The sequence below is a fragment of the Roseibium sediminis genome (assembly GCF_008711325.1).
In the GTDB taxonomy this organism is placed as follows: Bacteria; Pseudomonadota; Alphaproteobacteria; order Rhizobiales; family Stappiaceae; genus Roseibium; species Roseibium sediminis.
This window is the reverse complement of sequence record NZ_VXDB01000017.1, coordinates 25,253-46,255: the sequence shown is the minus strand read 5'-3', so window position 1 is coordinate 46,255 and position 21,003 is coordinate 25,253. Positions and strand designations below refer to the sequence as shown.

Below are 21,003 nucleotides of genomic sequence, written 5' to 3'. Positions count from 1 at the left end.
GCGCCCATCAGGCTTGATAGGTAACACGCCCGTCGCAAATGGTGAGGCCCACTTTCAAGCCGGTGATTTCTTCCGGAGCCGTATTTTCGATATTCCCTGAAAGCATCGTGATGTCGGCCAGCATGCCGGGGCGCAACTGGCCGCGTTCGTGCTCGGCAAACTCGGTATAGGCGGCGTCGGTTGTATATCCGGCAAGAGCATTCATCAGGCTTGACCGCTGATCGGGCGCGCCAGTGTAGAGGGGCTTTCGGGTCATTGCGGTCTGAATGCCGAGCAGCGGGTCGAGCGGGGCAACCGGCCAGTCGCTCGCAAAGGCGATCCTTGCTCCATACTGGCGCAGCGTCTCCGTCGCATAGGCGGTTCTGAGCCGTTGCTCGCCGAGCATCGTCGCAATCGGTTCCATCGGATAGTAGCCGCCCGGCGCGTGGGTTGGCTGGACGGAAGCAATAACGCCCAGTTCGGCAAAGCGCGGCAAGTCTGCCGGGTCCAGGGTCTCGATATGTTCGATCCGGTGGCGGCTATCTCGTTGACCATTGCGCCGTCTGGCCTCTTCATAGGCATCGAGTGTCCAGCGCACACCCGCATCGCCTATGGCATGAACGGCGACCTGAAAGCCGAGCCGGTCTGCCTCGACGATCTGTTCAATGAAATCCGTACGATCAAACAGCGGCTCGCCCTTGATGCCCGGTGTGTTGGAATAATCATCCAGCATGAAAGCCGTTGTGGCCTCGATCACCCCGTCGATGAACATCTTCACGAAACGCATCTTCAAACGCGGCGTGTCATAGCGACGGCGCCAATCCTCCGCCATTTCATAGTCTGAAAGCGGATATCCCGGCAGCATGCGGAAGGGCATGAAGGCGCGAACGGTCAGCGGCGAGGCTGCATCCATTTCGCCCAGCAACTCCATTTGATGGGGATCGCTGTCCATATTATGGAAGCTGGTGATGCCAAGGGACGCGCAATAGTCAAAACCGCGGCGGAGCGCAGCAATGTCACCGGCCCGCTCTTCGGCGGAAACCGGCACACCGAAGTAGCGGCCACTGGACAGTCCGTTGGCTTCGCGTCCGCGCGTTTGCGTCATCATGACGATGGGCTGATAGGCTTCGAATTCGCGCAACTCGCCGTTGGCAAGTCCGTCGCTGCCCATGACAACTTCGCAGCCCTGCGAGACCTTCTTGCCGTGAATGAGCCCGGACGCTTCAAGCGCCGCCGTGTTGGCCCACATCGTGTGATGGTCGCCTGCATAGAAGCACATCGGCCGATCCGGCAGAATCTCGTCCAGCACATGACGATCCAGCGAAATGTGATCGCCCAAAATGTTGTAATGCGCCTGTTCCACGACAAGGATTTCATCTGACGGTTCAGTGGCAGCACGTTCGCGAACTGCTTTCGTGATGTCCTCAAGGCCATGCATGCCCGCAAGCGATAACCGGTCGATCTGCGCCGAGCCCGGATAAATATGCATGTGGCTCTCGATGAAGCCCGGTATCACAGAAGACCCATTGGCATCAAAGACTTGAGTTCCGGAGCCCTTGCAGGACGCAAGATCGGCCCTTGTGCCGACGGCCATAATCCGGTTCCCCGAAATGGCAACTGCCTCGGCGGTGGGAGCCGAAGGATCCATGGTCAGGACAGCAGCGTTCTCGATGACAATGTCAGCGTTGAGGGTCATGTCTTTTCCTGAAGAACAAAAATTGCAGCCAGTTGTGATCACATCTTGCCGCAAACGTTGATAGACCGTAAGCTTTTTTTACAAGGTGCCTGAAACGCCTATCTTCTGGAGGGGCAGGATATCGTGACGGACTTACCTTCTACGCAGGAATTGGCGATTGACGTTTCGGGCGTCAGCAAGGTTTTCGGTGGCGAGCCCGGCGGATTTCGGGCGCTCGACAACATTTCAGTCGGCATCCGGAACAATGAGTTCTTCACCTTGCTCGGCCCATCCGGCTGCGGAAAGACGACGCTTCTGCGGCTGATTGCCGGGTTTGAGTATCCGACCAGCGGCAAGATCCTTCTTCATGGCGAAGATATCGGCCTGTTGCCGCCATATAAGCGGCCCGTCAATACGGTTTTCCAGAGCTATGCGCTTTTCCCGCATTTGACTGTGGCGCAGAACATCGCCTTTGGTCTGGAAATGCTTGGCCGTCCGGCTGCGGAGGTTCGCGACACCGTTGATCGCATGCTGGCGCTGGTCAAGATGGAGCCGATGCGCGATCGCCTGACCAACCAGATTTCAGGTGGCCAGCAGCAGCGCGTTGCCCTCGCCCGTGCTCTTGCTCCAAGTCCAAAGGTTCTCCTGCTTGACGAACCGCTCTCTGCGCTGGACTACAAGCTGCGCAAGGAAATGCAGATCGAGTTGAAGCGTCTTCAAAATGAGACCGGCATCACCTTTATCTTCGTGACCCATGATCAGGAAGAAGCTCTCACCATGTCCGACCGGATCGCGGTGATGAGCGCTGGTCTTATCCGACAGGTCGGAACTCCGTCCGAAATTTATGATCGCCCGGCTGATCGCTTTGTGGCGGACTTTATCGGGGAGACCAATTTCCTCAGCGCAGAGATCGATAGCGTTCTGGAAGATCATGCAATCCTGAGATTGCCCGGCGGTGGTCTTGAGAAGGCATTCCTGCCGAAGGGAGCAAAAACAAGCGGCAAGGTCACGGCAGCCATACGTCCGGAACACGCGGATCTGGTGCCGGAGGGCGCTGACGGGGGACTGCGCGGCACACTGTCCAACATCATCTATTCCGGCAGCAGCACCCACTATCACGTGCGCCTTCATGATGGCCCGGACTTTGTTGTCCGTACCCAGAACTCTCCCGACAACAAGCTTGAATTTTCCGTGGGGCAGGCCGTTGGGGTTCGGGTGCATGACCGCTGCGTTCAGGCGCTTGAGGACTGATCCATGAGCGCATCCGACACCCCGGCCCGGATCGCCCAGCGACAAAAAACCCGCAACAGATGGCTTCTGTCCTCGCCCGCGCTGCTGATCGTGTTTGTCGCTGCCATTGGTCCGCTTTTCGTCATGCTGGCCTATTCGTTCATGGCCAAGGGCGACTACGGGGGCGTGAAGCCCTGGGAGTTTTCGACCGACGGCTGGTTCGGTGTCTTCTTCTCCCGCGACATATTCGATGACACGCTCACGATCGCCGATGCAAATGTCACGATCTTCCTGAGATCCCTTCGCCTTTCGTTGCTGACGACGCTGATCACCTTGGCGATCGGGTTCCCGACGGCCTTTTTCATTGCGACGCGCCCGGCGAGAATGCGCGATGTCTGGGTGTTCCTGATCACCATTCCGTTCTGGACCAACATCCTGATCCGAACCTTTGCCATGCAGGAAGTCATCCGCAACGAGGGCATCATCAACACCGTGCTCGTTGCTACCGGCATCACCAGCGAGCCGGTGCAGATCCTCTATACCGATTGGGCCATCCTGTTCGGCATGACTTACGTGTACCTGCCGCTGATGGTCCTGCCGCTGTATGCGAGCATGGAGAAGCTGGATTTCCGTCTGGTGGAGGCAGGATACGACCTTTATGCCAACCGGATTCAGGTCCTCAGGCGCATCATCATTCCCATCGTCAAGCCGGGCATGATTGCCGGTTCTATTCTGGTGTTCATTCCCTCTCTTGGCGCCTATGTCACGCCGCGTGTTCTGGGTGGCGGCAAGAACATGATGCTGGGCAACCTGATCGAGCTTCAGTTCGGGGCAGGGCGCAATTGGCCGCTTGGGGCTGCCATATCCATCACACTCATGGTGTTGGTCATGGTCGCCCTGCTGGTTTACGTGCGTTATGCGGGACGCTCCGGAGGCCAGCATCATGGCTAGATCCTTCGATGTGAAAACCCAGCCCGGATTTGCGCTGATCGCAGCGTTCTGTTTTGCCGCGCTCTATCTGCCGATTGCCGTTCTGGTGATCTACGCCTTCAATGCCGGGGAATCCATCGCTGTCTGGGAAGGGTTTTCACTCCGCTGGTTCGTGACCGCAATGTCGAACACGGCCGTGCAGGAGGCGGCTCTTCGGTCAGTGGTGATTGCCGTCTTTGCGGCCTCCATTGCAACAGTGGCCGCAACCATGGCCGCTCTTGCCACCACACGCCAAGGGACCTATCCGGGCCTCTCCTTCAAATATGCGGTGTTGAACCAACCCTTGATGATCCCGGAAATCGTGACGGCGGTCGCTCTGTTGATCGTCTTCTCGCGGATCAAGGTCTGGACCGGGTATACCGGACTTGGATACCTGATTGCCGCGCATACGGCCTTCTGCATTCCCTTTGCCTATTTGCCGATCCGAGCAAGGCTGGAGAGCATGGACAGTGCTCTGGAGGCGGCAGCCGCCGACCTGTACGCCTCGCCATGGCAGGCTTTCCGGCGGATCACTCTTCCCTTGCTGAAGCCGGGCATCATGGCCGGTTTCATGCTCGCCTTTGTCATATCGCTTGATGATGTTGTCATCACCGAATTCGTGAAGTCGGGCGGCCAGGAAACCTTGCCGACGTACATGCTGGGGCAGCTTCGGCGGGTCGTGACCCCGGAAATCAATGCGATCGCCACCGTTTTTCTGGCGTTTTCGGTGCTGATCGTGATCATGTTCTTTTTCGTCAACCGCAGGAAAGCCTGAGGGTTGGAACGAAGGATTGGGAGGACAGGTGCAATGAGAGTGAAACGACTTTTGTCCGCAGTGGCGGCAATTGCTTTGTTGCCTGCGGTGGCACAGGCGGAAGGTGAGCTGAACATCTACAACTGGGGCAATTACACCAGCCCGGAGATGATCAAGAAGTTCGAGGACACCTACAACGTCAAGGTCACGATCACCGATTACGATTCCAACGACACCGCCCTGGCAAAGGTACGTGCCGGCGGGCACGGGTTCGACATTGTGGTTCCGTCCGCAAACTATGTTCCGATCTGGGTGAATGAAGGGCTGTTGCTGGAGGCGCGCCCCGACCAGATGGAGAATTTCAAGAACGTTGACGAGCGCTGGGTCAATGTCCCCTGGGACATGGGCCGCGATTACACCGTGCCGTGGCAGTGGGGACTGACCGGCATCACGGTCGATACCTCCGTCTACAAGGGGGACATCAACACGTCCTCCATCTTCCTCGATCCACCCGCTGAACTCGTTGGCAAGATCAACGTCGCGCCGGAAATGAATGACGTGCTCTTCGCCACAATCCGCTATTTCGGTGGTGAGTGGTGCACCACGGACAAGGAAGTCCTCAAAAAGGTGCGCGACAAGCTGGTCGAAGCCAAGCCGAAGTGGATTGCGATGGACTACGGCACCATCGAAAAATTCGCCTCCCGCGACTATGCGGCGGCCTATTACTGGAACGGTGCCGCCATGCGCGCGCGGGAAAAGAACACCGATGTGCGCTTCGGCTTTCCGAAGGAGGGCTTCCCGTTCTTCATGGACAGCGTCGCCATTCTGGCTGACGCAAAGAACCCGGAAAACGCCAAATTGTTCATGAACTTCATTATGGATCCGGAGAATGCGGCGATGATCTCCAACTTCGCCAAATACTCCAACGGCATCAAGGGATCGGAAGCCTTCATGGATCCGGCCATGAAGGATGCGCCGGAACTGGTCGTTCCGTCCGAATTTCAGGAGGCGGGCGCTTTCCTTCAATCCTGTGCGCCGGAGGTCAACGAGTTCTATGCAAAGATCTGGACGGACGTGAACAAGTAGGACACGGCTCCATCTGAAACAATTGCCCCTCCCGGCGGCGCTTTTTATGGGGAGCCTTCCCCTGAAGTGTGCAGCCGGGAGGTGTTTTTTGTGTGCTGGATTCTCAGGCCCTTGTTGATTGACCACGTTAATTTCCAATATGAGGGGAAAACCGGGGTTCCACGGAAACACGGGGGCATCTTGTCACTAGAACGTGGAATGGCAGCTGCCGGTTCGCGCCCTGGTTTTCGTTAGGACGCCGCATGTGCGCCACAAGATTGGGGAACCGGAAAGCGAACGGAAAGTGAAGCGGAACATGAAGATCCGACAAGGGTGCCAGCCGACGTGGATATAGCAGGTATAACGCGGTCGAGAAACAAGGGGTTCCGGATTACGACGAGCGCCCTTCTCTCCCTTTTTGTCCTCGCATCGATCCTTGTTTCACTCGTCGCGGCTCCTGTTCTGGAGCGGTATTTTCAGATGCAGGTGGGCCTGCGCAGCAAGGACACGCTGAAACTGACGGTCGCGGGCCTCAATGGTGCCCTGCATCGTTATGAAGCTCTCCCCTTTCTCATTGCCAAGAAGTCGGTTCTCGTCGATCTCCTGAACGCTCCGGATGATGAAGCACTGGTAATGGCGGTGAACGAGGAATTGCGGCTCTCCGCTGACCGCCTCAAGGCTTCGGATGTCTACGTCATGGATGTGTCCGGGACGACGGTTGCAACCAGCAACTACCAGAAGGAGCGTTCATTCTACGGTCGGAACTTTGCCTATCGTCCGTATTTCACCCAGGCCCTTGAGGGGGGAACGGGTCGTTTTTTTGCCCTTGGTATCACCTCCGGAGAGCGCGGGTATTTCTTCGCAGCTCCCATAGAATATGAAGAGCGGATTATCGGCGTCGTTGCCCTGAAATTCACCGTCGACGGGTTCGAGCAAGCCTGGAGGGATGCCGATCATCAAATGATGGTTTCCGACGTGAACGGTGTCGTGTTCATGGCCAGTCGGCCGGATTGGCATTTCAAGACCCTGCAGCCCCTGACTGCCGAGCAGCTACGGGAAATCGGAACCAACCGTCAATACCCGATCGGGGAACTTGAGCCGTTGGACAACAAGGTGACACCTCTTGGCGGGACTGTCGAAAGGGTGCTCATAACGGATGGCGGGATCACGAGCGAGTATGTGAGCACAGCGATCTATGTCGCAAATGCCGCATGGACTGTGCGTATACTTGTCCCCGCGACACAGGCGCGGACACATACGCTGGCCACCCTGCTGATTGTTGTTCTCGTGATCATGCTGATTGGCCTGGCGGCCGCCTTTTACCTTCAAAGAAGGGCGCAGCTGCTGGAGCGTCTGGAAACCCAAAAGGCGGCCCATGATCAGCTGGAAGCACGGGTTGCCGAGCGCACCGTTGATCTCCATCGAAGCAATGAACAGCTCATGGGGGAAATCGTGGAGCGCAAGGCTGCCGAAAATCGCTTGAGAGCAACGCAGGCCGAGCTGGTGCAGGCAGGAAAGCTGGCAGCTCTTGGCCAAATGTCAGCGGCGCTCAGCCATGAATTCAACCAGCCGCTCGCAGCAGTGAAGTCCTACGCCGACAATGCGGTCAAATTGCTCGATATCGGCCGGACAGCAGAGACCCGTGAAAATGTTACGCGCATTTCGGACATGGCCGACCGAATGGCGCAGATTTCGAGGCATTTGAGAAACTTTGCGCGCCGTCCGGGGGAAAAGACCCGGCCGGTTCTTGTGGCGCAGATCATCAATGATGCAAAGGCGCTGGTGCAACCCCGTTTGAATTCGGTCAATGCGACTCTGGCATTCGATCCCCCGGACAAAGACATTCAAGTGTTGGGCGGCCATATCCGCTTGCAGCAGGTCATCGTGAACCTTTTCTCCAATGCACTCGATGCAATGAATGATCAGCAATATCCGCAGATTGAGGTGGGACTTGAAGATCTCGGGGACCATTGCAAGGTCACGGTTCGTGACCATGGGCCGGGAGTGGCTGAGGAAGATCTCGAAAGGGTCTTTGATCCCTTTTACACCACCAAGCAGCCCGGTGAGGGCATGGGGCTCGGGCTCTCGATTTCCTACAATATCATCAAGGATTTTGACGGGGACCTGAAGGTTTCCAACCATCCCGATGGAGGTGCGGTCTTTGAATTGGTGCTGCGCAAGGTTACAGGAGAGGCGACGAGCGAGGCAATGAAGCTGGAAGACGTGGCCAGATGAACGACCAGAAAATCCTGTTTGTCGACGATGAGGAACATCTTCGCTTCACGGCCAAACAGAGCCTGGAGCTGGAAGGCCTGAACGTCGAATGCTTCAGCGAAGCGCTTCCCGCGCTGGATCGTATTTCAAGGGATTTTTCCGGAATTCTGGTGACCGACATTCGCTTACCCGGCATGGATGGCGTGGAGCTGATGCAAAAGGTCCTCCAGATTGACAACGAATTTCCGGTTATTCTGGTGACCGGGCATGGGGATGTTGAGCTGGCCGTCAGCTCGATGCGCGACGGCGCTTATGACTTTCTGGAAAAGCCGTTTGCTCCAAGTCGTCTGGTGGACACCGTGCGCCGCGCGCTCGACAAGCGACGTCTGACTGTCGAGAACCGCAGTCTGCGCGAAACGGTGGGCGCTCGTGATGCCGTTGAAGCCACGCTACATGGCCGAAGCGCGGTGATGGAAAAGCTGCGGGATCAGATAAGGGCGGTTGCTGCTGCTGACATAGATCTTCTGGTTACCGGGGACACCGGCGTTGGGAAGGAAGTGGCCAGCCGCGCCATCCACAATGCCTCCTCAAGGGCAAGGATGCCCTTCATTCATATCAATTGCGGGGCCCTGCCGGCCAATCTCGTCGAAAGCGAGCTCTTCGGACACGAGGCCGGGGCCTTCCCCGGCGCCATGCGAACAAGGGTTGGCCGGTTCGAAGGCGCACGGGGCGGAACGGTTCTGCTGGACGAGATCGACAGCCTTTCCCCGCCAATGCAGACCAAGCTTCTGCATGCCATACAAAACAGGGTCGTGACGCGCCTCGGCTCCAATGATCCGATTGAACTCGATGTGCGGTTTATCGGGGCGACCAAGAAAAACCTTGAGTACGAAGTGCAGCAGGGCACGTTCAGGCCTGATCTCTTGTATCGGCTGAATGTCGTGACCCTTCATGTTCCCTCGCTGAACGATCGCAGGGAGGATATTCCGCTCCTGTTTTCGCGGCTGCTTGCCGAGGCTGCAATCCGCTATCACCGCGAGGCGCCACAAGTGCCGAACTCCGTTTTGGCCGATATTGCGGGACGGGAATGGCCGGGCAATGTGCGCGAGCTGAGAAACGCTGCAGACAGGTTTACGCTCGGTTTGGGGCTTGGTTGGGGCAGCAGCGAGGAGGACGGATCAGATGGTGACCTTGGATTGTCCGACAGGCTCGCCCTGCATGAAAAGTCCCTGATTGCCGCCGCCCTTGCCGCTTCATCGGGTAATGTCACCGAAGCCCATCAGTCTTTGAGGATTTCCCGCAAGGCCCTGTATGAAAAAATGCAGAAATACGGACTTTCTCGCAAAAACTATCAAGAATAGGCACAATTCGCGATCAGCTCCAGAATGTGCAGCATCTGAAACAGTTCTATTCGCGTTTGTCACCGAAGTGACCCATTCCTTGAATGACGGGGCAAGTTTCTCCCCTTTCACATCGCTTTCTTCTTGAGAAAGCCCGGCTCGCCTTGTTTTAGGCAAGGGGAGCGCTTTGGGAGGAGCGTCCGCCAATCAAACAGACAGGCGGCACGAGCACCCCAAAAAGGCGCCTCGGTTCCCGACAGGGACAGATATTCAGGAGGATTTGATGAAGATTGCTTCCATGACGAGCGCAGCCATCGCACTGGCGATGTCCGCTACTGTCGCCATTGCTGAAGACCGTACCGGTTGGCCGGAAAGCTTCACGGTCGGCACCGCATCTCAAGGCGGCACCTATTTCGCCTATGGCTCTGGCTGGGCAAACCTTGTTGCTGAAGAGCTGGGTCTTTCCGGCGGCGGCGAAGTGACCGGCGGTCCGATGCAGAACATGGCGCTGGTTCACACCGGTGATGCGCAGTTCGGCATGACCACCATGGGACCGGCTGCAGAATCCCTGGCAGGCACCAATCCGATTGCACCGGGCCTGCCGATGACCAATGTCTGCGCCATGTTCCCGATGTACCAGACGCCATTCTCCATCACCGCGCTGACATCTTCCGGCATCAAGTCCATTGCGGACATTCCGGAAGGGGCAAAGATCGGTTTTGGTCCGGCGGGGTCCACCTCCGACACCTACTTCCCGCGCATGATGGAAGAGCTTGGTGTCAAGTTCGAGCGTCGCAACGGCGGCTGGGCGGACCTCGGTGGTCAGCTGCAGGATGGCCTTCTGGACGTGATCGCCTTTGCCGCAGGTGTTCCGGTTCCCGCTGTCAGCCAGCTTGAAGTCCAGACCGACATCAACATTATCGAGTTCACTGAAGAAGAGCAGGCCAAGATCCTGAAGGCCTTCCCGGTTTACGACTTTGCGATTGCCGAAAGCACCTATTCCACGCTGAAGGCTCCGGCTCGTTCCGTATCGATGTGGAACTTTGCGGTCGCAAACTGCGATCTGCCGGCGTCCTTCGTGAAAGCTGCCGTCAATGTGGTGATGTCCGACAACGAGCGGATGGTGAACATCCACAAGGCTGCCCGGTCCACGCTGCCTGAGAACTGGAACAAGAACACGGTCCTGAAGTGGCATCCGGGTGCTGCCGAATGGTTCAAGGAAAATGCTGGCGCGGACATTCCCGCCGACATGATCCACGGCAACTGATCCACGTTCATAATCAACAGTTTGCGCCGCGCTCTATGCGCGGCGTTTTTTCCAAAGACGCATAACAATCGCGGAATTTAAGCCGGGACTGCGGGGACACATGACCGACAAGACAATCAAGGCGGAAGACGACGATCATCTGATTGCCCATGGCGTCGATGAAGAGCCGGTCGAAATCAACAGACGTTTGTTCGAAGGACGGGACCTTCTGCTTGTTGCAGGGTTCGCAGCCTTCTATGCCGCGTTTCACATGGCAGCCCTGAACGGATTGTCCATCTCCGGATTGACCGGGATCAACATTCCGTTCCTGCCAACGTTCCCCATGGAAACCTGGAACTTCCGCATTGTTCACATAGCCGGCGCTCTGGCGCTTGGTTTTCTTCTCTTCGCAGGTCGGCTGGACTTCCCTGAGGACGGCAAGGAGACCAAGGTTCTCGGCTATCTCGCCTATGCGTTGATGATCCCGGCGCTTTTGTCTGTCGGTATGGCCTTTTCCTTTGCTGCCGAAATTAGTGGCGGCAAGATGTGGAACGGCATTGATGCCGGTATCAAGTTCAGCGAAACCTACCTTTTCGGCGTGCCGCTGCTGGTTGCGACGCTGGGCGGGATCGTCCTGTCCTGGTTCCACAAGCGGGCCCGGTCCGGGTTCGCTGCGCCCGATGTCGTTCTTGCTGTCTGCGGCGTAGCCGTTGCCACATATCTGATCACGATCTACGGCACCTTGATGCGCAATTCCACGGGCACTCCATTCGCCCCGATCGGCATCTCGATTGCCGCGCTTGCAGGAACGGCTCTGATCATGGAATTGACGCGCCGTGTTGCAGGCATGGCGCTTGTCGTGATTGCTGGCGTCTTCCTCGTCTATGTATTTGTTGGCGACAAACTGCCCGGCTTCCTGAATTCGCCCGCCATCACCTGGCAGCGCTTCTTCAGCCAGGTCTACACCGATGCAGGTATTCTCGGGCCTACGACAGCCGTGTCCTCCACCTACATCATTCTCTTCATCATCTTTGCTGCGTTCCTTCAGGCGTCAAAGGTGGGAGACTATTTCGTCAACTTCGCCTTCGCAGCTGCCGGGCGTGCCCGCGGTGGTCCTGCAAAGGTTGCCATCTTTGCTTCCGGCCTGATGGGCATGATCAACGGAACCTCTGCCGGCAACGTCGTGTCGACTGGGTCCCTGACCATTCCGCTGATGAAGAAGGTGGGCTATCACCGCAAGACCGCCGGTGCCGTTGAAGCAGCTGCCTCAACGGGTGGCCAGATCATGCCGCCGATCATGGGGGCCGGTGCGTTCATCATGACGGAGATCACCGGTATTTCCTACACGGACATCACCATCGCCGCCGTCATCCCGGCCATCCTCTATTTCGTGTCCGTGTACTTCATGGTCGACTTCGAGGCGGCAAAGCTCGGCATGCGCGGGATGCGTTCCGACGAGTTGCCGAAACTCGGCCAGATGATGCGTCAGGTCTATCTGTTCGTTCCGATCCTGATCCTGATCTACGCGTTGTTCATGGGCTATTCGGTCATTCGGGCAGGCACATTGGCAACCATCGCCGCCGCCGTGATTTCCTGGCTGACACCTTACCGCATGGGACCGAAGTCAATCTTCAAGGCATTCGAGATCGCGGGAACGATGTCGGTGCAGATCATCGTGGTCTGTGCATGTGCCGGCATCATCGTTGGCGTGATTTCGCTCACCGGCGTAGGGGCACGGTTCTCGACCCTGTTGTTGAACCTTGCTGACACCAGCCAGCTGCTGGCGCTGTTCTTCGCGATGTGCATTTCCATCCTTCTGGGAATGGGTATGCCAACCACGGCAGCCTATGCAGTTGCAGCATCGGTCGTTGCCCCCGGCCTCGTCCAGCTTGGCATCCCGCTTCTGACAGCTCATTTCTTCGTCTTCTACTTCGCGGTGCTGTCAGCGATCACGCCTCCGGTCGCGCTGGCAAGTTATGCAGCTGCCGGTATTTCGGGCGCGAACCCGATGGAAACATCGGTCACCTCGTTCAAGATCGGAATTGCCGCCTTCATCGTGCCGTTCATGTTCTTCTACAACTCAGCACTGCTGATGGACGGGACGATCCTTGAGATCTTGCGTGCAGGCATCACGGCCGTCGTGGGTGTGTTCCTCTTGTCCTCGGCCGTTCAGGGGTGGTTCCTCGGAGGCGTAGCCCCCTGGTTCCTGCGACTTGGTCTGCTTGCTTCAGCGCTGCTCATGATTGAAGGAGGGCTCGTGTCCGATCTTATCGGGCTTGGGATTGCAGGGGCGGTCTTTGCGATCCAGCGGATCTTCCATCCCAAGGAGAATGCCAGCATCCCGGTTCGCGGCGCAGATTGATCTAACGCGAACGACACTCATGGAAAACCGGGCAGAAGTGATCCTTCTGCCCGGTTTTTTGCACTTTACGCCGACCATCTGCCCCAAATCAGAACCAGTCGCGATCTGACTGCACGGTCAGGGAGATCCGATCTGCCGGAAACTGGGAGATGGAATATTCAACGGGCACACCATTCCGATCCGTGTTGATCGCCTTTGTCACCAGAACGATCGCGCCTGCAGAAAGCCCAAGGCGGTCGGTTTCTGTTTCGCTGGCATGCCGTGCCTCGACTGTGGTGGATTGGCGGACATAATCGTCCACACCCTGACGCCGGAGGGATTCGGTGATCGAGCCACAATCCCGATAGATTTCGGCCATCTCGCTAAAACGCACAGCGTCAAACCAGCTGTTGGACAGGGCAAGGGGGACGCCGTCGGCTTCGCTCAGGGTTTGGAGGCGGACGAGGGGAGCTCCGACGCTCACGCCGAGCGCAGTGGCGAGTTGTCGATCTGCTTCTTCGGTCAGGCTTTCCAGCAGCACGCCACGCTTTGACCGTGCCTGCGCGCCGACCCCGTCGGAAAACCGGGTCCGACGGCCAAGCGGATAGATGATACGCGGTGTGCTGATGACATAGGTTCCATCGCCGTGCCGCGTTTCAACAACACCCTCATCGGCCAGCGATTTCAAGGCGGAACGGACCGTATGCCGATTGACGTTGAAACGCGCCGCCAATGCCATTTCACCGGGAAGCTTGCCCGCAGCGTCAACGAGGCCGGCTGCAAGGCCAAATCGGATTTCTTCGGCAATCTGGCGCCACAACGCCACACCGGACCGTCGACGAAGCACATTTTTCAATCGGGTGTCTCCCTCGGTCATAACTTTGTCATGCAGGTGGGCTACCGATAAGTCAAACATGTACAGTTGTCTACATTAATAGACAAATAGGGCGACGAGGTTCCGAATGACTTCACAGGCGATTGAACCGCCCACGGACCGGCAGGAAAGGTCCGCTGTTTTGGCCACTGCACCGGCAGCAGACCTTCTGCGTCATTGGCAGGCTCTGGGACTTGATCCGGATTTCCGCTTCGTGCGCGGGCCGGAAATCGGTCTTGTTTCCCTGCGCGGTCGCATTGGCGGAGGCGGTGCGCCCTTTCCGTTCGGAGATGCAACGGCGACGAGGGCGACCGTTCGGCTGGATGACGGCCGCGTTGGACATGCAATGACCCTCGGCCGTGACAGCCAGCGTGCAACGATTGCCGCGGTTGTTGATGCGCTGTGTCAGGACGCCGGAGAGAGAAACCGGGTCCATGAACAGCTGATAGCCCCGCTTCAAGAGGCAATTCGCAAACGCGATGACACCCGGGCCGCCGAAACGGCAGCCACGCGGGTCGATTTTTTCACCATGGTTCGCGGAGAAGACTGATGTTGGCAACCGGCACCGCCGTGGACGGCGGATTTTCCAATCAGGTTCTTGACGCGCAGATCGGCTTTGCAGCGCTCATGAATGCACTTTCAAGGCCCGGAACGTTGCAGTCTCCCGGCATCCACGTTGTCCCGCCGTCACCTCTGAGCGCCATGACAGCGATTGTCGCTCTTACGCTGTGTGACGCCGATACGGTCGTTTGGCTGGATGAAACGGTGAACACTTCAGCTGTTCGAGACTGGCTCGCCTTTCATACCGGAACAGCGATCACGGCTGAAAAGGAATTGGCGCAGTTTGCCATTCTTGATGCTGTCCGTTCAGTCGCGGACTTGCAGGGATTTGCCGCAGGTTCTCAGGAATACCCGGACCGTTCAACCTCGATCATCCTCCAGGTCGCCGGGTTTTCGAGCGCGCAGAAATTCCAGCTCTCGGGACCGGGCATCAAGGAAGTGGTGTCATTTGCGCCGGAAGGACTGCCTGAAGGGTTCCCGGATTTCTGGGCTGCGAACAGGGCCCTATTTCCGCGCGGCGTGGATTTGATCTTCACCTCGAAGGACCAACTCGCCGCGCTCCCGCGCACCACACGAATTGATGAAAAGCTTGGAGGCCACGATGTACGTAGCCGTTAAGGGGGGCGAAAAGGCCATCGACAATGCCCATCGGCTTCTGGCCGACCGGCGTAGGGGCGATCCCGAGATTTCCGAGCTTTCGCTCGACCAGATTTCAGGTCAGTTGTCTCTGGCTGTCGACCGCGTGATGAGTGAAGGCTCGCTTTACGACCGTGAGCTGGCCGCACTTGCCATCAAACAGGCGCGTGGTGACCTGATAGAGGCGATCTTTCTGGTCCGCGCCTATCGAACCACCTTGCCGCGCTTTGGTTATAGCGAACCGATCGATACCGGCGACATGAAGCTGGAGCGCCGGATCTCTGCAACCTACAAGGATCTACCGGGCGGTCAGATGCTCGGTCCGACCTTCGATTATACCCACCGCTTGCTTGATCCCGCCCTCGCCGGGGAGACGGTTCCTGATGCGCCCGAGCGACGGTTTGAGGAGGCCCCGGAAAAGCCTATGCGGGTGTCGGATATCCTTGCCGGGGAAGGCTTGATCGAGCCGGACGGCGACCCGTCTGGTCGCGACCCTGCCGACATCACCCGCACACCTTTGGAGTTCCCTTTGGAACGGGAAACCAGATTGCAGGCGCTGTCGCGCGGCGATGAAGGGTTCCTGCTTGCACTTGGCTACTCGACCCAGCGCGGCTATGCCCGCAACCATCCCTTTGTCGGCGAAATCCGCATCGGGGAAGTCGAGGTCGAGTTTGAGGCACCCGAACTGGGCGGGGCGTCGGTCCTTGGCCGTGTTCAGATCACCGAATGCCAGATGGTCAACCAGTTCAAGGGCTCGGCCAAGGCACCACCCCAGTTCACAAGAAGTTATGGACTGGTCTTCGGCCAGAGCGAGCGCAAGGCGATGTCCATGGCGCTCTGCGACCGTGCCCTTCGCGCCGGAGAACTCGGCGAAGACAGGGTTGCCGCCGCGCAGGACGAGGAATTCGTCATATCCCACAGCGACAACGTTCAGGCGACCGGCTTTGTCGAACACCTGAAACTTCCCCACTACGTTGATTTTCAAGCCGAACTTGAGCTGGTGCGCAAGATGCGCGCCGAACATGCACACCGCGCTGAAAACATGCAGGAGGCAGCGGAATGACCCTGCAGGACACAGGCCTTGCAGCCTACAATTTCGCCTATCTGGATGAGCAGACCAAACGGATGATCCGCCGTGCCATTCTCAAGGCGATTGCCATCCCCGGCTACCAGGTTCCCTTCGCCAGCCGAGAAATGCCCATGCCCTACGGCTGGGGAACTGGCGGGGTTCAGGTCACGGCATCCATCATCGGACCGGAGGATGTGCTGAAAGTCATCGATCAGGGCTCTGACGATACGACCAATGCCGTCTCCATTCGCAAGTTCTTTGAAAAAACGGCTGGGGTCGAGACGACCACGCGGACCGGTGAGGCCACGGTCATCCAGACGCGCCACAGAATTCCCGAAGCGCCGCTGAAGGAAGGGCAGGTGCTGGTCTATCAGGTTCCGATCCCTGAGCCGCTTCGCTTTCTGGAGCCCCGCGAAACGGAAACGCGGAAGATGCATGCGCTTGAGGAATACGGCCTCATGCACGTCAAGCTCTACGAGGACATCGCAAGGAACGGCCACATCGCCACGACCTACGCCTATCCGGTAAAGGTCGAGGGCCGCTATGTGATGGATCCTTCCCCGACCCCCAAATTCGACAATCCCAAAATGGACAATTGCGCAGCCCTGCAGCTTTTTGGAGCGGGCCGGGAGAAGCGGATCTACGCCATACCGCCCTATACCAGCGTTGTGTCGCTCGACTTTGAGGATCATCCCTTCGAGGTGAACCGGTTCGAGCAGCCTTGTGCCCTGTGCGGCGCGGAGGGCGTCTATCTCGATGAAATGATCCTCGATGACAAGGGAGGGCGGATGTTCTGCTGCTCCGACACGGATTTCTGCGAAGAGCGACGCGGTGAAGCTGAGTCCGTTTCGGCCTCGAACGGGGAGATCGTCTGATGGAGGCAAGAAATATGCAAATCCCGAATGGTCTGGATGGGCAAGGTGCCGAAAGACACGGGCGCGACAAGCCGCTTCTCTCGGTGAGCGGTGTCTCCCACTACTATGGGGACCGCATCGGCTGTCGGAATGTCTCCTTCACTCTCTACCCCGGCGAGGTTCTGGCGATTGTGGGAGAATCGGGGTCAGGCAAGACCACCCTTCTGAATTGCATTTCCACCCGCATGGAACCCACTACAGGCGAAGTGACCTACCGTTTTCGCGATGGATCCGTGAAAAACCTTTACCGGATGGGAGAAGCCGAACGGCGCTTTCTCATGCGCACGGACTGGGGTTTCGTACACCAGAATCCGGCAGATGGACTGCGCATGACGGTGTCTGCCGGAGCCAATGTCGGCGAACGCCTCATGGCCGTAGGGGAGCGCCACTACGGTCGCATCCGCGAAACGGCAACCGATTGGCTCACCAAGGTCGAGATCGCCGCTGACCGCATCGATGACCAACCGCGGGCGTTTTCCGGCGGGATGCGGCAGCGCCTGCAGATTGCCCGCAATCTGGTGACCCATCCCCGTCTCGTTTTCATGGACGAGCCGACCGGCGGCCTCGATGTCTCGGTGCAAGCCCGCATGCTTGATCTGCTGCGCGGCCTCGTCGCTGATCTCGGTCTCGCGGTTATCATCGTTACCCATGATCTCGCCGTGGCCCGGCTCCTGTCTCACCGCATGATGGTGATGAAGGACGGGGAGGTGATTGAAACCGGTCTTACGGATCAGCTTCTGGACGATCCGCAGGCTGCGTACACCCAGCTGCTTGTTTCCTCAATTTTGCAGGTCTGATCCATGGTTCCCCTGATTGTTTCCGAGGCTACAAAGTCTTTCACCATGCACATGCGCGGCGGGATGGAAATCCCGGTTGTCGCCAAAGTCGGTTTCCATGTTGGCAAGGGCGAATGTGCCGTGCTCGGAGGCCCGTCCGGGATCGGCAAGAGTTCGATCCTGAAGATGATCTACGGCAATTATCTCGCCGATAGCGGCCAGATTCTCGTGCAACACCATGGCGAAACGGTCGATATCGTCACGGCCGAGCCAAGAAAGATCATCGAGATCCGCCGCGAGTCCATCGGCTATGTCAGTCAGTTTCTGCGTGTTCTGCCGCGTGTTTCGGCGCTTGATGTCGTTGCCGAACCGCTGACGAGCAATGGAACTGAACAGGCACAAGCGTATGAGCGGGCATCTGTCCTGCTTGAGCGGCTGAACCTTCCGGAGCGGCTCTGGAGCCTTCCACCCGCAACCTTTTCCGGCGGGGAACAGCAACGGGTCAATATTGCGCGCGGTTTTGTCACCGACCACCCGGTTCTCTTGCTGGACGAGCCGACCGCATCTCTGGATGCGGCCAATCGCAAGGTGGTGATTGACCTGATCAATGAAAAGAAGGCGACCGGGGCAGCCCTTCTTGGCATCTTCCACGATCAGGATGTGCGCGAGGCCGTGGCCGACCGTGTGATCGATGTTTCGCGCTTTGCCGTTCAAAAGGCGGCGTGACATGCCAAAGCTCTCCGAAACGCCGCTGATCCACGAAACGGCCCGGGTGACAAGGTCGACCCTCGGTCGTTACACCGAGATAGACGAAGGCTGCATCGTCAGCGAATGCGAGGTGGGCGACTATTCCTACCTGATCCGCCAGACCGAAGCCTGGTGCGCCTCAATCGGCAAGTTCTCCAACATTGCCAGCCACGTGCGCATCAATGCCACCAACCATCCCATGTGGCGGGCAACCCAGCATCATTTCACCTATCGGGCAGGCGACTATTTCGAGGATGCTGAAAACGAAGACGGTTTCTTCGACTGGCGCCGCGACCACCGTATCCATATCGGCCATGATACCTGGATCGGCCACGGGGCAATCATCATGCCCGGAGTCACCATTGGAAACGGCGCGGTTGTCGGCTCCGGATCCGTCGTCACGAAGGACGTCGCTCCCTATGCCATTGTCGGTGGCTCGCCGGCCAGACTGATCCGCATGCGCTTTGATGACAGGCTGGTGACAAGACTGCACGACCTTTCCTGGTGGGAATGGTCACACAGCCAGCTTCACGAACGGATCGATGACTTCCGCAATCTTCAAGTCGATGAATTCGTTGAAAAATATGGTTCGTGACGCGTGATCGCGCCCAGATCGGCAATCTTCATAAAACTGCAGAAAAACTGACAAGTGAGCTTCATGGAACGCGGTTATGCATCGCTTCCAACAAGGAGATTCCAGATGCTCAAATGTGAAAATGTGACGAAGCGATTTGGTTCGAACACTGCTGTCAGGAATGTGAGCGTCGAAATTCCCGAGGGCCAGATGGTGGGCATCATCGGAGCGTCCGGTGCCGGAAAATCGACACTGCTGCGGATGATGAACCGTCTGACCACCACCACAGAAGGTGACATCATCTTCAAGGGGCGCAATGTGACCCGGTTGAGCGGCGCCGGACTTCGCGAGTGGCGACGCAGCTGCGCCATGATCTTTCAGCAGTTCAACCTCGTTCCACGGCTGGACGTTCTGACCAATGTTCTGCTTGGCCGTCTCAACCATCGGTCCACGATGACCAGCATCCTTGGCATGTTCGACCAGCGCGAACGGGCCATGGCGATAGCGGCGCTTGAACGCCTTGGCATCGAAAAGACGGCCCTTCAGCGTGCGGGCAGTTTGTCTGGCGGACAGCAACAGCGCGTCGCAATCGCCAGAGCTCTGATGCAGGAGCCGCAAATGGTGCTTGCCGATGAGCCGATTGCCTCTCTTGATCCGCGCAACGCCCAGATCGTCATGCAGTCCTTGCGAGACATCAATCGTCAGGAAGGCATCACGGTCATTACCAACCTTCACACGCTGGACACCGCACGCGCCTATTGCGACCGGATCATTGGCATGAAGGCCGGAGAGGTCGTGTTCGATGGTGTCCCCGCGGAACTGACCGAAGCCGCTGCCCGCAGCATCTACGGTGCCGACGGGCTGGATGATGCGTTTTCCGAAGCGATCACATCCACAAGCATTGGCAAACAGCCGATCCCGACCCGCATTCGCGTCCCTGCCGGGATCCCCGTCAAGCAGATGGGCGGATCCGCAAGTGCTGCTGTTGCGGCGCTGGACCGCTAACCCCTTCTAATTCTGCTGCTCGAGGTCGAGTGCAGCAGGCAATGCAAACGACCACACACAGGAGTGAGGCATGTTCAAGAAAGCCCTTCTAGCAACTACCACTGTCACCGCGATCATGGCCGGCATTGCGTCCGTTCAGGCTCGAGACGTGTTCCGCGTGGGAATCCTCGGCGGTGAAAATGAAGCCGACCGTCTGCGCAACAACCAGTGCCTTGTCGACAAGCTGCCGGAAGCTCTTGGGGTCAAGGAAGTCAAGCTCTTCCCGGCTGCCGATTATGACGGTGTGATCCAGGGTCTTCTGGGTGGTACGCTCGACTATGCCGAACTCGGAGCCTCCGGCTATGCCAAGGTGTATCTGACAGATCCGGCAGCCGTTGATCCGGTTCTCACCACCGTGCAGACCGATGGTGCAACCGGTTACTATTCGATCATGCTGGCCCGCAAGGACAGCGGCATCAAGACCCTTGAAGACGCCAAGGGCAAGAAACTCGGCTTTGCCGATCCGGATTCCACCTCTGGTTACCTTGTGCCGTCCGTTGCCCTTCCGTCGCAGCTCGGCGTGCCTGTCGACAGCTATTTTGCCTCCACAGGCTTTGGTGGCGGCCATGAAAACGGCGTTCTGGAAATGCTGAAGGGCAATTTCGACGTTCAGGTCACTTGGTCCTCAGGTGTTGGCGCGTTCGAGGACGGCTTTACGTCCGGCAACATCCGCAAGATGGTCGACAAGGGCCTGCTCGACATGGATGACGTCGTCGAAGTCTGGCGTTCGCCGCTTATCCCGAACGGCCCGATCGTTGTGTCCAACAAGCTGGACAAGGACATCCGCGCCAAGTTCGTCGACTTCATGAAGGCCCTGCCGGAAACGGACAAGGAGTGCTTTGCCGCGATCCAGGGCGGCGACTTCAAGGGTTTCACCGAAGTCGATCATTCCTTCTATGAGGCGATCGTGGCCGCTCGCAAGGCCAAGATCGGCTCCTAAGCCCACACTCACGACCGCCGCATTCCGTGCTTCACAGGATGCGGCGGTTTTCTTT

General features: G+C 58.0%; 19 protein-coding genes. 17 read left to right on the top strand and 2 right to left on the bottom strand.

Annotated features, from left to right (window positions below):
• Positions 1 to 7 precede the first annotated feature (7 nt).
• Positions 8 to 1,675: an amidohydrolase gene (locus F0155_RS16570; protein WP_150525661.1), complete on the bottom strand. Its 1,668-nt coding sequence runs from the start codon at positions 1,673 to 1,675 to the stop codon at positions 8 to 10.
• Positions 1,676 to 1,798: 123 nt separating this feature from the next.
• Between F0155_RS16570 and F0155_RS16565 the strand changes: the two genes are divergently transcribed.
• The 8 genes from F0155_RS16565 (at position 1,799) to F0155_RS16530 (ending at position 12,834) form a co-directional block, all read left to right on the top strand.
• Positions 1,799 to 2,905: an ABC transporter ATP-binding protein gene (locus F0155_RS16565; RefSeq protein ID WP_150525660.1), complete on the top strand. Its 1,107-nt coding sequence runs from the start codon at positions 1,799 to 1,801 to the stop codon at positions 2,903 to 2,905.
• Positions 2,906 to 2,908: 3 nt separating this feature from the next.
• Entirely contained in the window at positions 2,909 to 3,835 is a 927-nt protein-coding gene (locus F0155_RS16560; protein ID WP_150525659.1) for an ABC transporter permease, read from the top strand.
• On the top strand, positions 3,828 to 4,628 hold the full coding sequence (locus tag F0155_RS16555) for an ABC transporter permease (protein WP_150525658.1): 801 nt from the start codon (positions 3,828 to 3,830) through the stop codon (positions 4,626 to 4,628). Before F0155_RS16560 ends, F0155_RS16555 begins: the two co-directional genes overlap by 8 nt.
• A gap of 33 nt (positions 4,629 to 4,661) precedes the next feature.
• Positions 4,662 to 5,693 carry an ABC transporter substrate-binding protein gene (locus F0155_RS16550; RefSeq protein WP_150525657.1) on the top strand — a complete coding sequence of 344 codons (1,032 nt, stop codon included), beginning with the start codon at positions 4,662 to 4,664 and terminating at the stop codon, positions 5,691 to 5,693.
• Between the two features lie 324 nt (positions 5,694 to 6,017).
• On the top strand, positions 6,018 to 7,907 hold the full coding sequence (locus F0155_RS16545) for an ATP-binding protein (RefSeq protein ID WP_208999325.1): 1,890 nt from the start codon (positions 6,018 to 6,020) through the stop codon (positions 7,905 to 7,907).
• A complete protein-coding gene (locus F0155_RS16540; protein WP_150525656.1) occupies positions 7,904 to 9,247 on the top strand; it encodes a sigma-54-dependent transcriptional regulator in 1,344 nt (447 codons plus the stop codon). Before F0155_RS16545 ends, F0155_RS16540 begins: the two co-directional genes overlap by 4 nt.
• 262 nt (positions 9,248 to 9,509) lie before the next feature.
• Positions 9,510 to 10,493, top strand: a complete 984-nt coding sequence (locus F0155_RS16535; RefSeq protein WP_150525655.1) for a TAXI family TRAP transporter solute-binding subunit — start codon at positions 9,510 to 9,512, stop codon at positions 10,491 to 10,493.
• Positions 10,494 to 10,593: 100 nt separating this feature from the next.
• Complete coding sequence (locus tag F0155_RS16530; protein WP_150525654.1) at positions 10,594 to 12,834, top strand: TRAP transporter permease; 2,241 nt, start codon at positions 10,594 to 10,596, stop codon at positions 12,832 to 12,834.
• 88 nt (positions 12,835 to 12,922) lie between these two features.
• On the opposite strand, the gene phnF is transcribed toward F0155_RS16530, so the two are convergent.
• Positions 12,923 to 13,660, bottom strand: a complete 738-nt coding sequence (gene phnF / locus F0155_RS16525; RefSeq protein ID WP_342212480.1) for a phosphonate metabolism transcriptional regulator PhnF — start codon at positions 13,658 to 13,660, stop codon at positions 12,923 to 12,925.
• 115 nt (positions 13,661 to 13,775) lie between these two features.
• Between phnF and phnG the strand changes: the two genes are divergently transcribed.
• The 9 genes from phnG (at position 13,776) to phnD (ending at position 20,948) form a co-directional block, all read left to right on the top strand.
• The gene (phnG, locus tag F0155_RS16520) at positions 13,776 to 14,237 is read left to right on the top strand and encodes a phosphonate C-P lyase system protein PhnG (protein WP_150525652.1); all 462 of its coding nucleotides are present in this window, start codon (positions 13,776 to 13,778) and stop codon (positions 14,235 to 14,237) included.
• Positions 14,237 to 14,866 carry a phosphonate C-P lyase system protein PhnH gene (phnH, locus tag F0155_RS16515; protein WP_150525651.1) on the top strand — a complete coding sequence of 210 codons (630 nt, stop codon included), beginning with the start codon at positions 14,237 to 14,239 and terminating at the stop codon, positions 14,864 to 14,866. The genes phnG and phnH overlap by 1 nt, the downstream gene beginning before the upstream one ends.
• Entirely contained in the window at positions 14,850 to 15,947 is a 1,098-nt protein-coding gene (locus F0155_RS16510; RefSeq protein ID WP_150525650.1) for a carbon-phosphorus lyase complex subunit, read from the top strand. The genes phnH and F0155_RS16510 overlap by 17 nt, the downstream gene beginning before the upstream one ends.
• A complete protein-coding gene (locus tag F0155_RS16505) occupies positions 15,944 to 16,828 on the top strand; it encodes an alpha-D-ribose 1-methylphosphonate 5-phosphate C-P-lyase PhnJ (protein WP_150525649.1) in 885 nt (294 codons plus the stop codon). The genes F0155_RS16510 and F0155_RS16505 overlap by 4 nt, the downstream gene beginning before the upstream one ends.
• 14 nt (positions 16,829 to 16,842) lie before the next feature.
• On the top strand, positions 16,843 to 17,664 hold the full coding sequence (gene phnK, locus F0155_RS16500; protein WP_150525712.1) for a phosphonate C-P lyase system protein PhnK: 822 nt from the start codon (positions 16,843 to 16,845) through the stop codon (positions 17,662 to 17,664).
• A gap of 3 nt (positions 17,665 to 17,667) precedes the next feature.
• The gene (gene phnL / locus F0155_RS16495; protein WP_150525648.1) at positions 17,668 to 18,369 is read left to right on the top strand and encodes a phosphonate C-P lyase system protein PhnL; all 702 of its coding nucleotides are present in this window, start codon (positions 17,668 to 17,670) and stop codon (positions 18,367 to 18,369) included.
• A 1-nt stretch (position 18,370) separates the two neighbouring features.
• Entirely contained in the window at positions 18,371 to 18,985 is a 615-nt protein-coding gene (locus tag F0155_RS16490; protein WP_150525647.1) for a DapH/DapD/GlmU-related protein, read from the top strand.
• 105 nt (positions 18,986 to 19,090) lie between these two features.
• A complete protein-coding gene (phnC, locus tag F0155_RS16485) occupies positions 19,091 to 19,969 on the top strand; it encodes a phosphonate ABC transporter ATP-binding protein (protein WP_150525646.1) in 879 nt (292 codons plus the stop codon).
• A 70-nt stretch (positions 19,970 to 20,039) separates the two neighbouring features.
• Positions 20,040 to 20,948 (top strand): phosphonate ABC transporter substrate-binding protein, encoded by a 909-nt coding sequence (gene phnD / locus F0155_RS16480; RefSeq protein WP_150525645.1) that lies wholly within the window; start codon positions 20,040 to 20,042, stop codon positions 20,946 to 20,948.
• Positions 20,949 to 21,003: the final 55 nt, after the last annotated feature.

Coding starts and splice junctions, on each gene's coding strand:
- F0155_RS16570 (WP_150525661.1), bottom strand. CDS start 1,675: ATGACCCTCAACGCTGACATTGTCATCGAGAACGCTGCTGTCCTGACC.
- F0155_RS16560 (WP_150525659.1), top strand. CDS start 2,909: ATGAGCGCATCCGACACCCCGGCCCGGATCGCCCAGCGACAAAAAACC.
- F0155_RS16555 (WP_150525658.1), top strand. CDS start 3,828: ATGGCTAGATCCTTCGATGTGAAAACCCAGCCCGGATTTGCGCTGATC.
- F0155_RS16550 (WP_150525657.1), top strand. CDS start 4,662: ATGAGAGTGAAACGACTTTTGTCCGCAGTGGCGGCAATTGCTTTGTTG.
- F0155_RS16540 (WP_150525656.1), top strand. CDS start 7,904: ATGAACGACCAGAAAATCCTGTTTGTCGACGATGAGGAACATCTTCGC.
- F0155_RS16535 (WP_150525655.1), top strand. CDS start 9,510: ATGAAGATTGCTTCCATGACGAGCGCAGCCATCGCACTGGCGATGTCC.
- F0155_RS16530 (WP_150525654.1), top strand. CDS start 10,594: ATGACCGACAAGACAATCAAGGCGGAAGACGACGATCATCTGATTGCC.
- phnG (WP_150525652.1), top strand. CDS start 13,776: ATGACTTCACAGGCGATTGAACCGCCCACGGACCGGCAGGAAAGGTCC.
- phnH (WP_150525651.1), top strand. CDS start 14,237: ATGTTGGCAACCGGCACCGCCGTGGACGGCGGATTTTCCAATCAGGTT.
- F0155_RS16510 (WP_150525650.1), top strand. CDS start 14,850: ATGTACGTAGCCGTTAAGGGGGGCGAAAAGGCCATCGACAATGCCCAT.
- F0155_RS16505 (WP_150525649.1), top strand. CDS start 15,944: ATGACCCTGCAGGACACAGGCCTTGCAGCCTACAATTTCGCCTATCTG.
- phnK (WP_150525712.1), top strand. CDS start 16,843: ATGCAAATCCCGAATGGTCTGGATGGGCAAGGTGCCGAAAGACACGGG.
- phnL (WP_150525648.1), top strand. CDS start 17,668: ATGGTTCCCCTGATTGTTTCCGAGGCTACAAAGTCTTTCACCATGCAC.
- F0155_RS16490 (WP_150525647.1), top strand. CDS start 18,371: ATGCCAAAGCTCTCCGAAACGCCGCTGATCCACGAAACGGCCCGGGTG.
- phnC (WP_150525646.1), top strand. CDS start 19,091: ATGCTCAAATGTGAAAATGTGACGAAGCGATTTGGTTCGAACACTGCT.
- phnD (WP_150525645.1), top strand. CDS start 20,040: ATGTTCAAGAAAGCCCTTCTAGCAACTACCACTGTCACCGCGATCATG.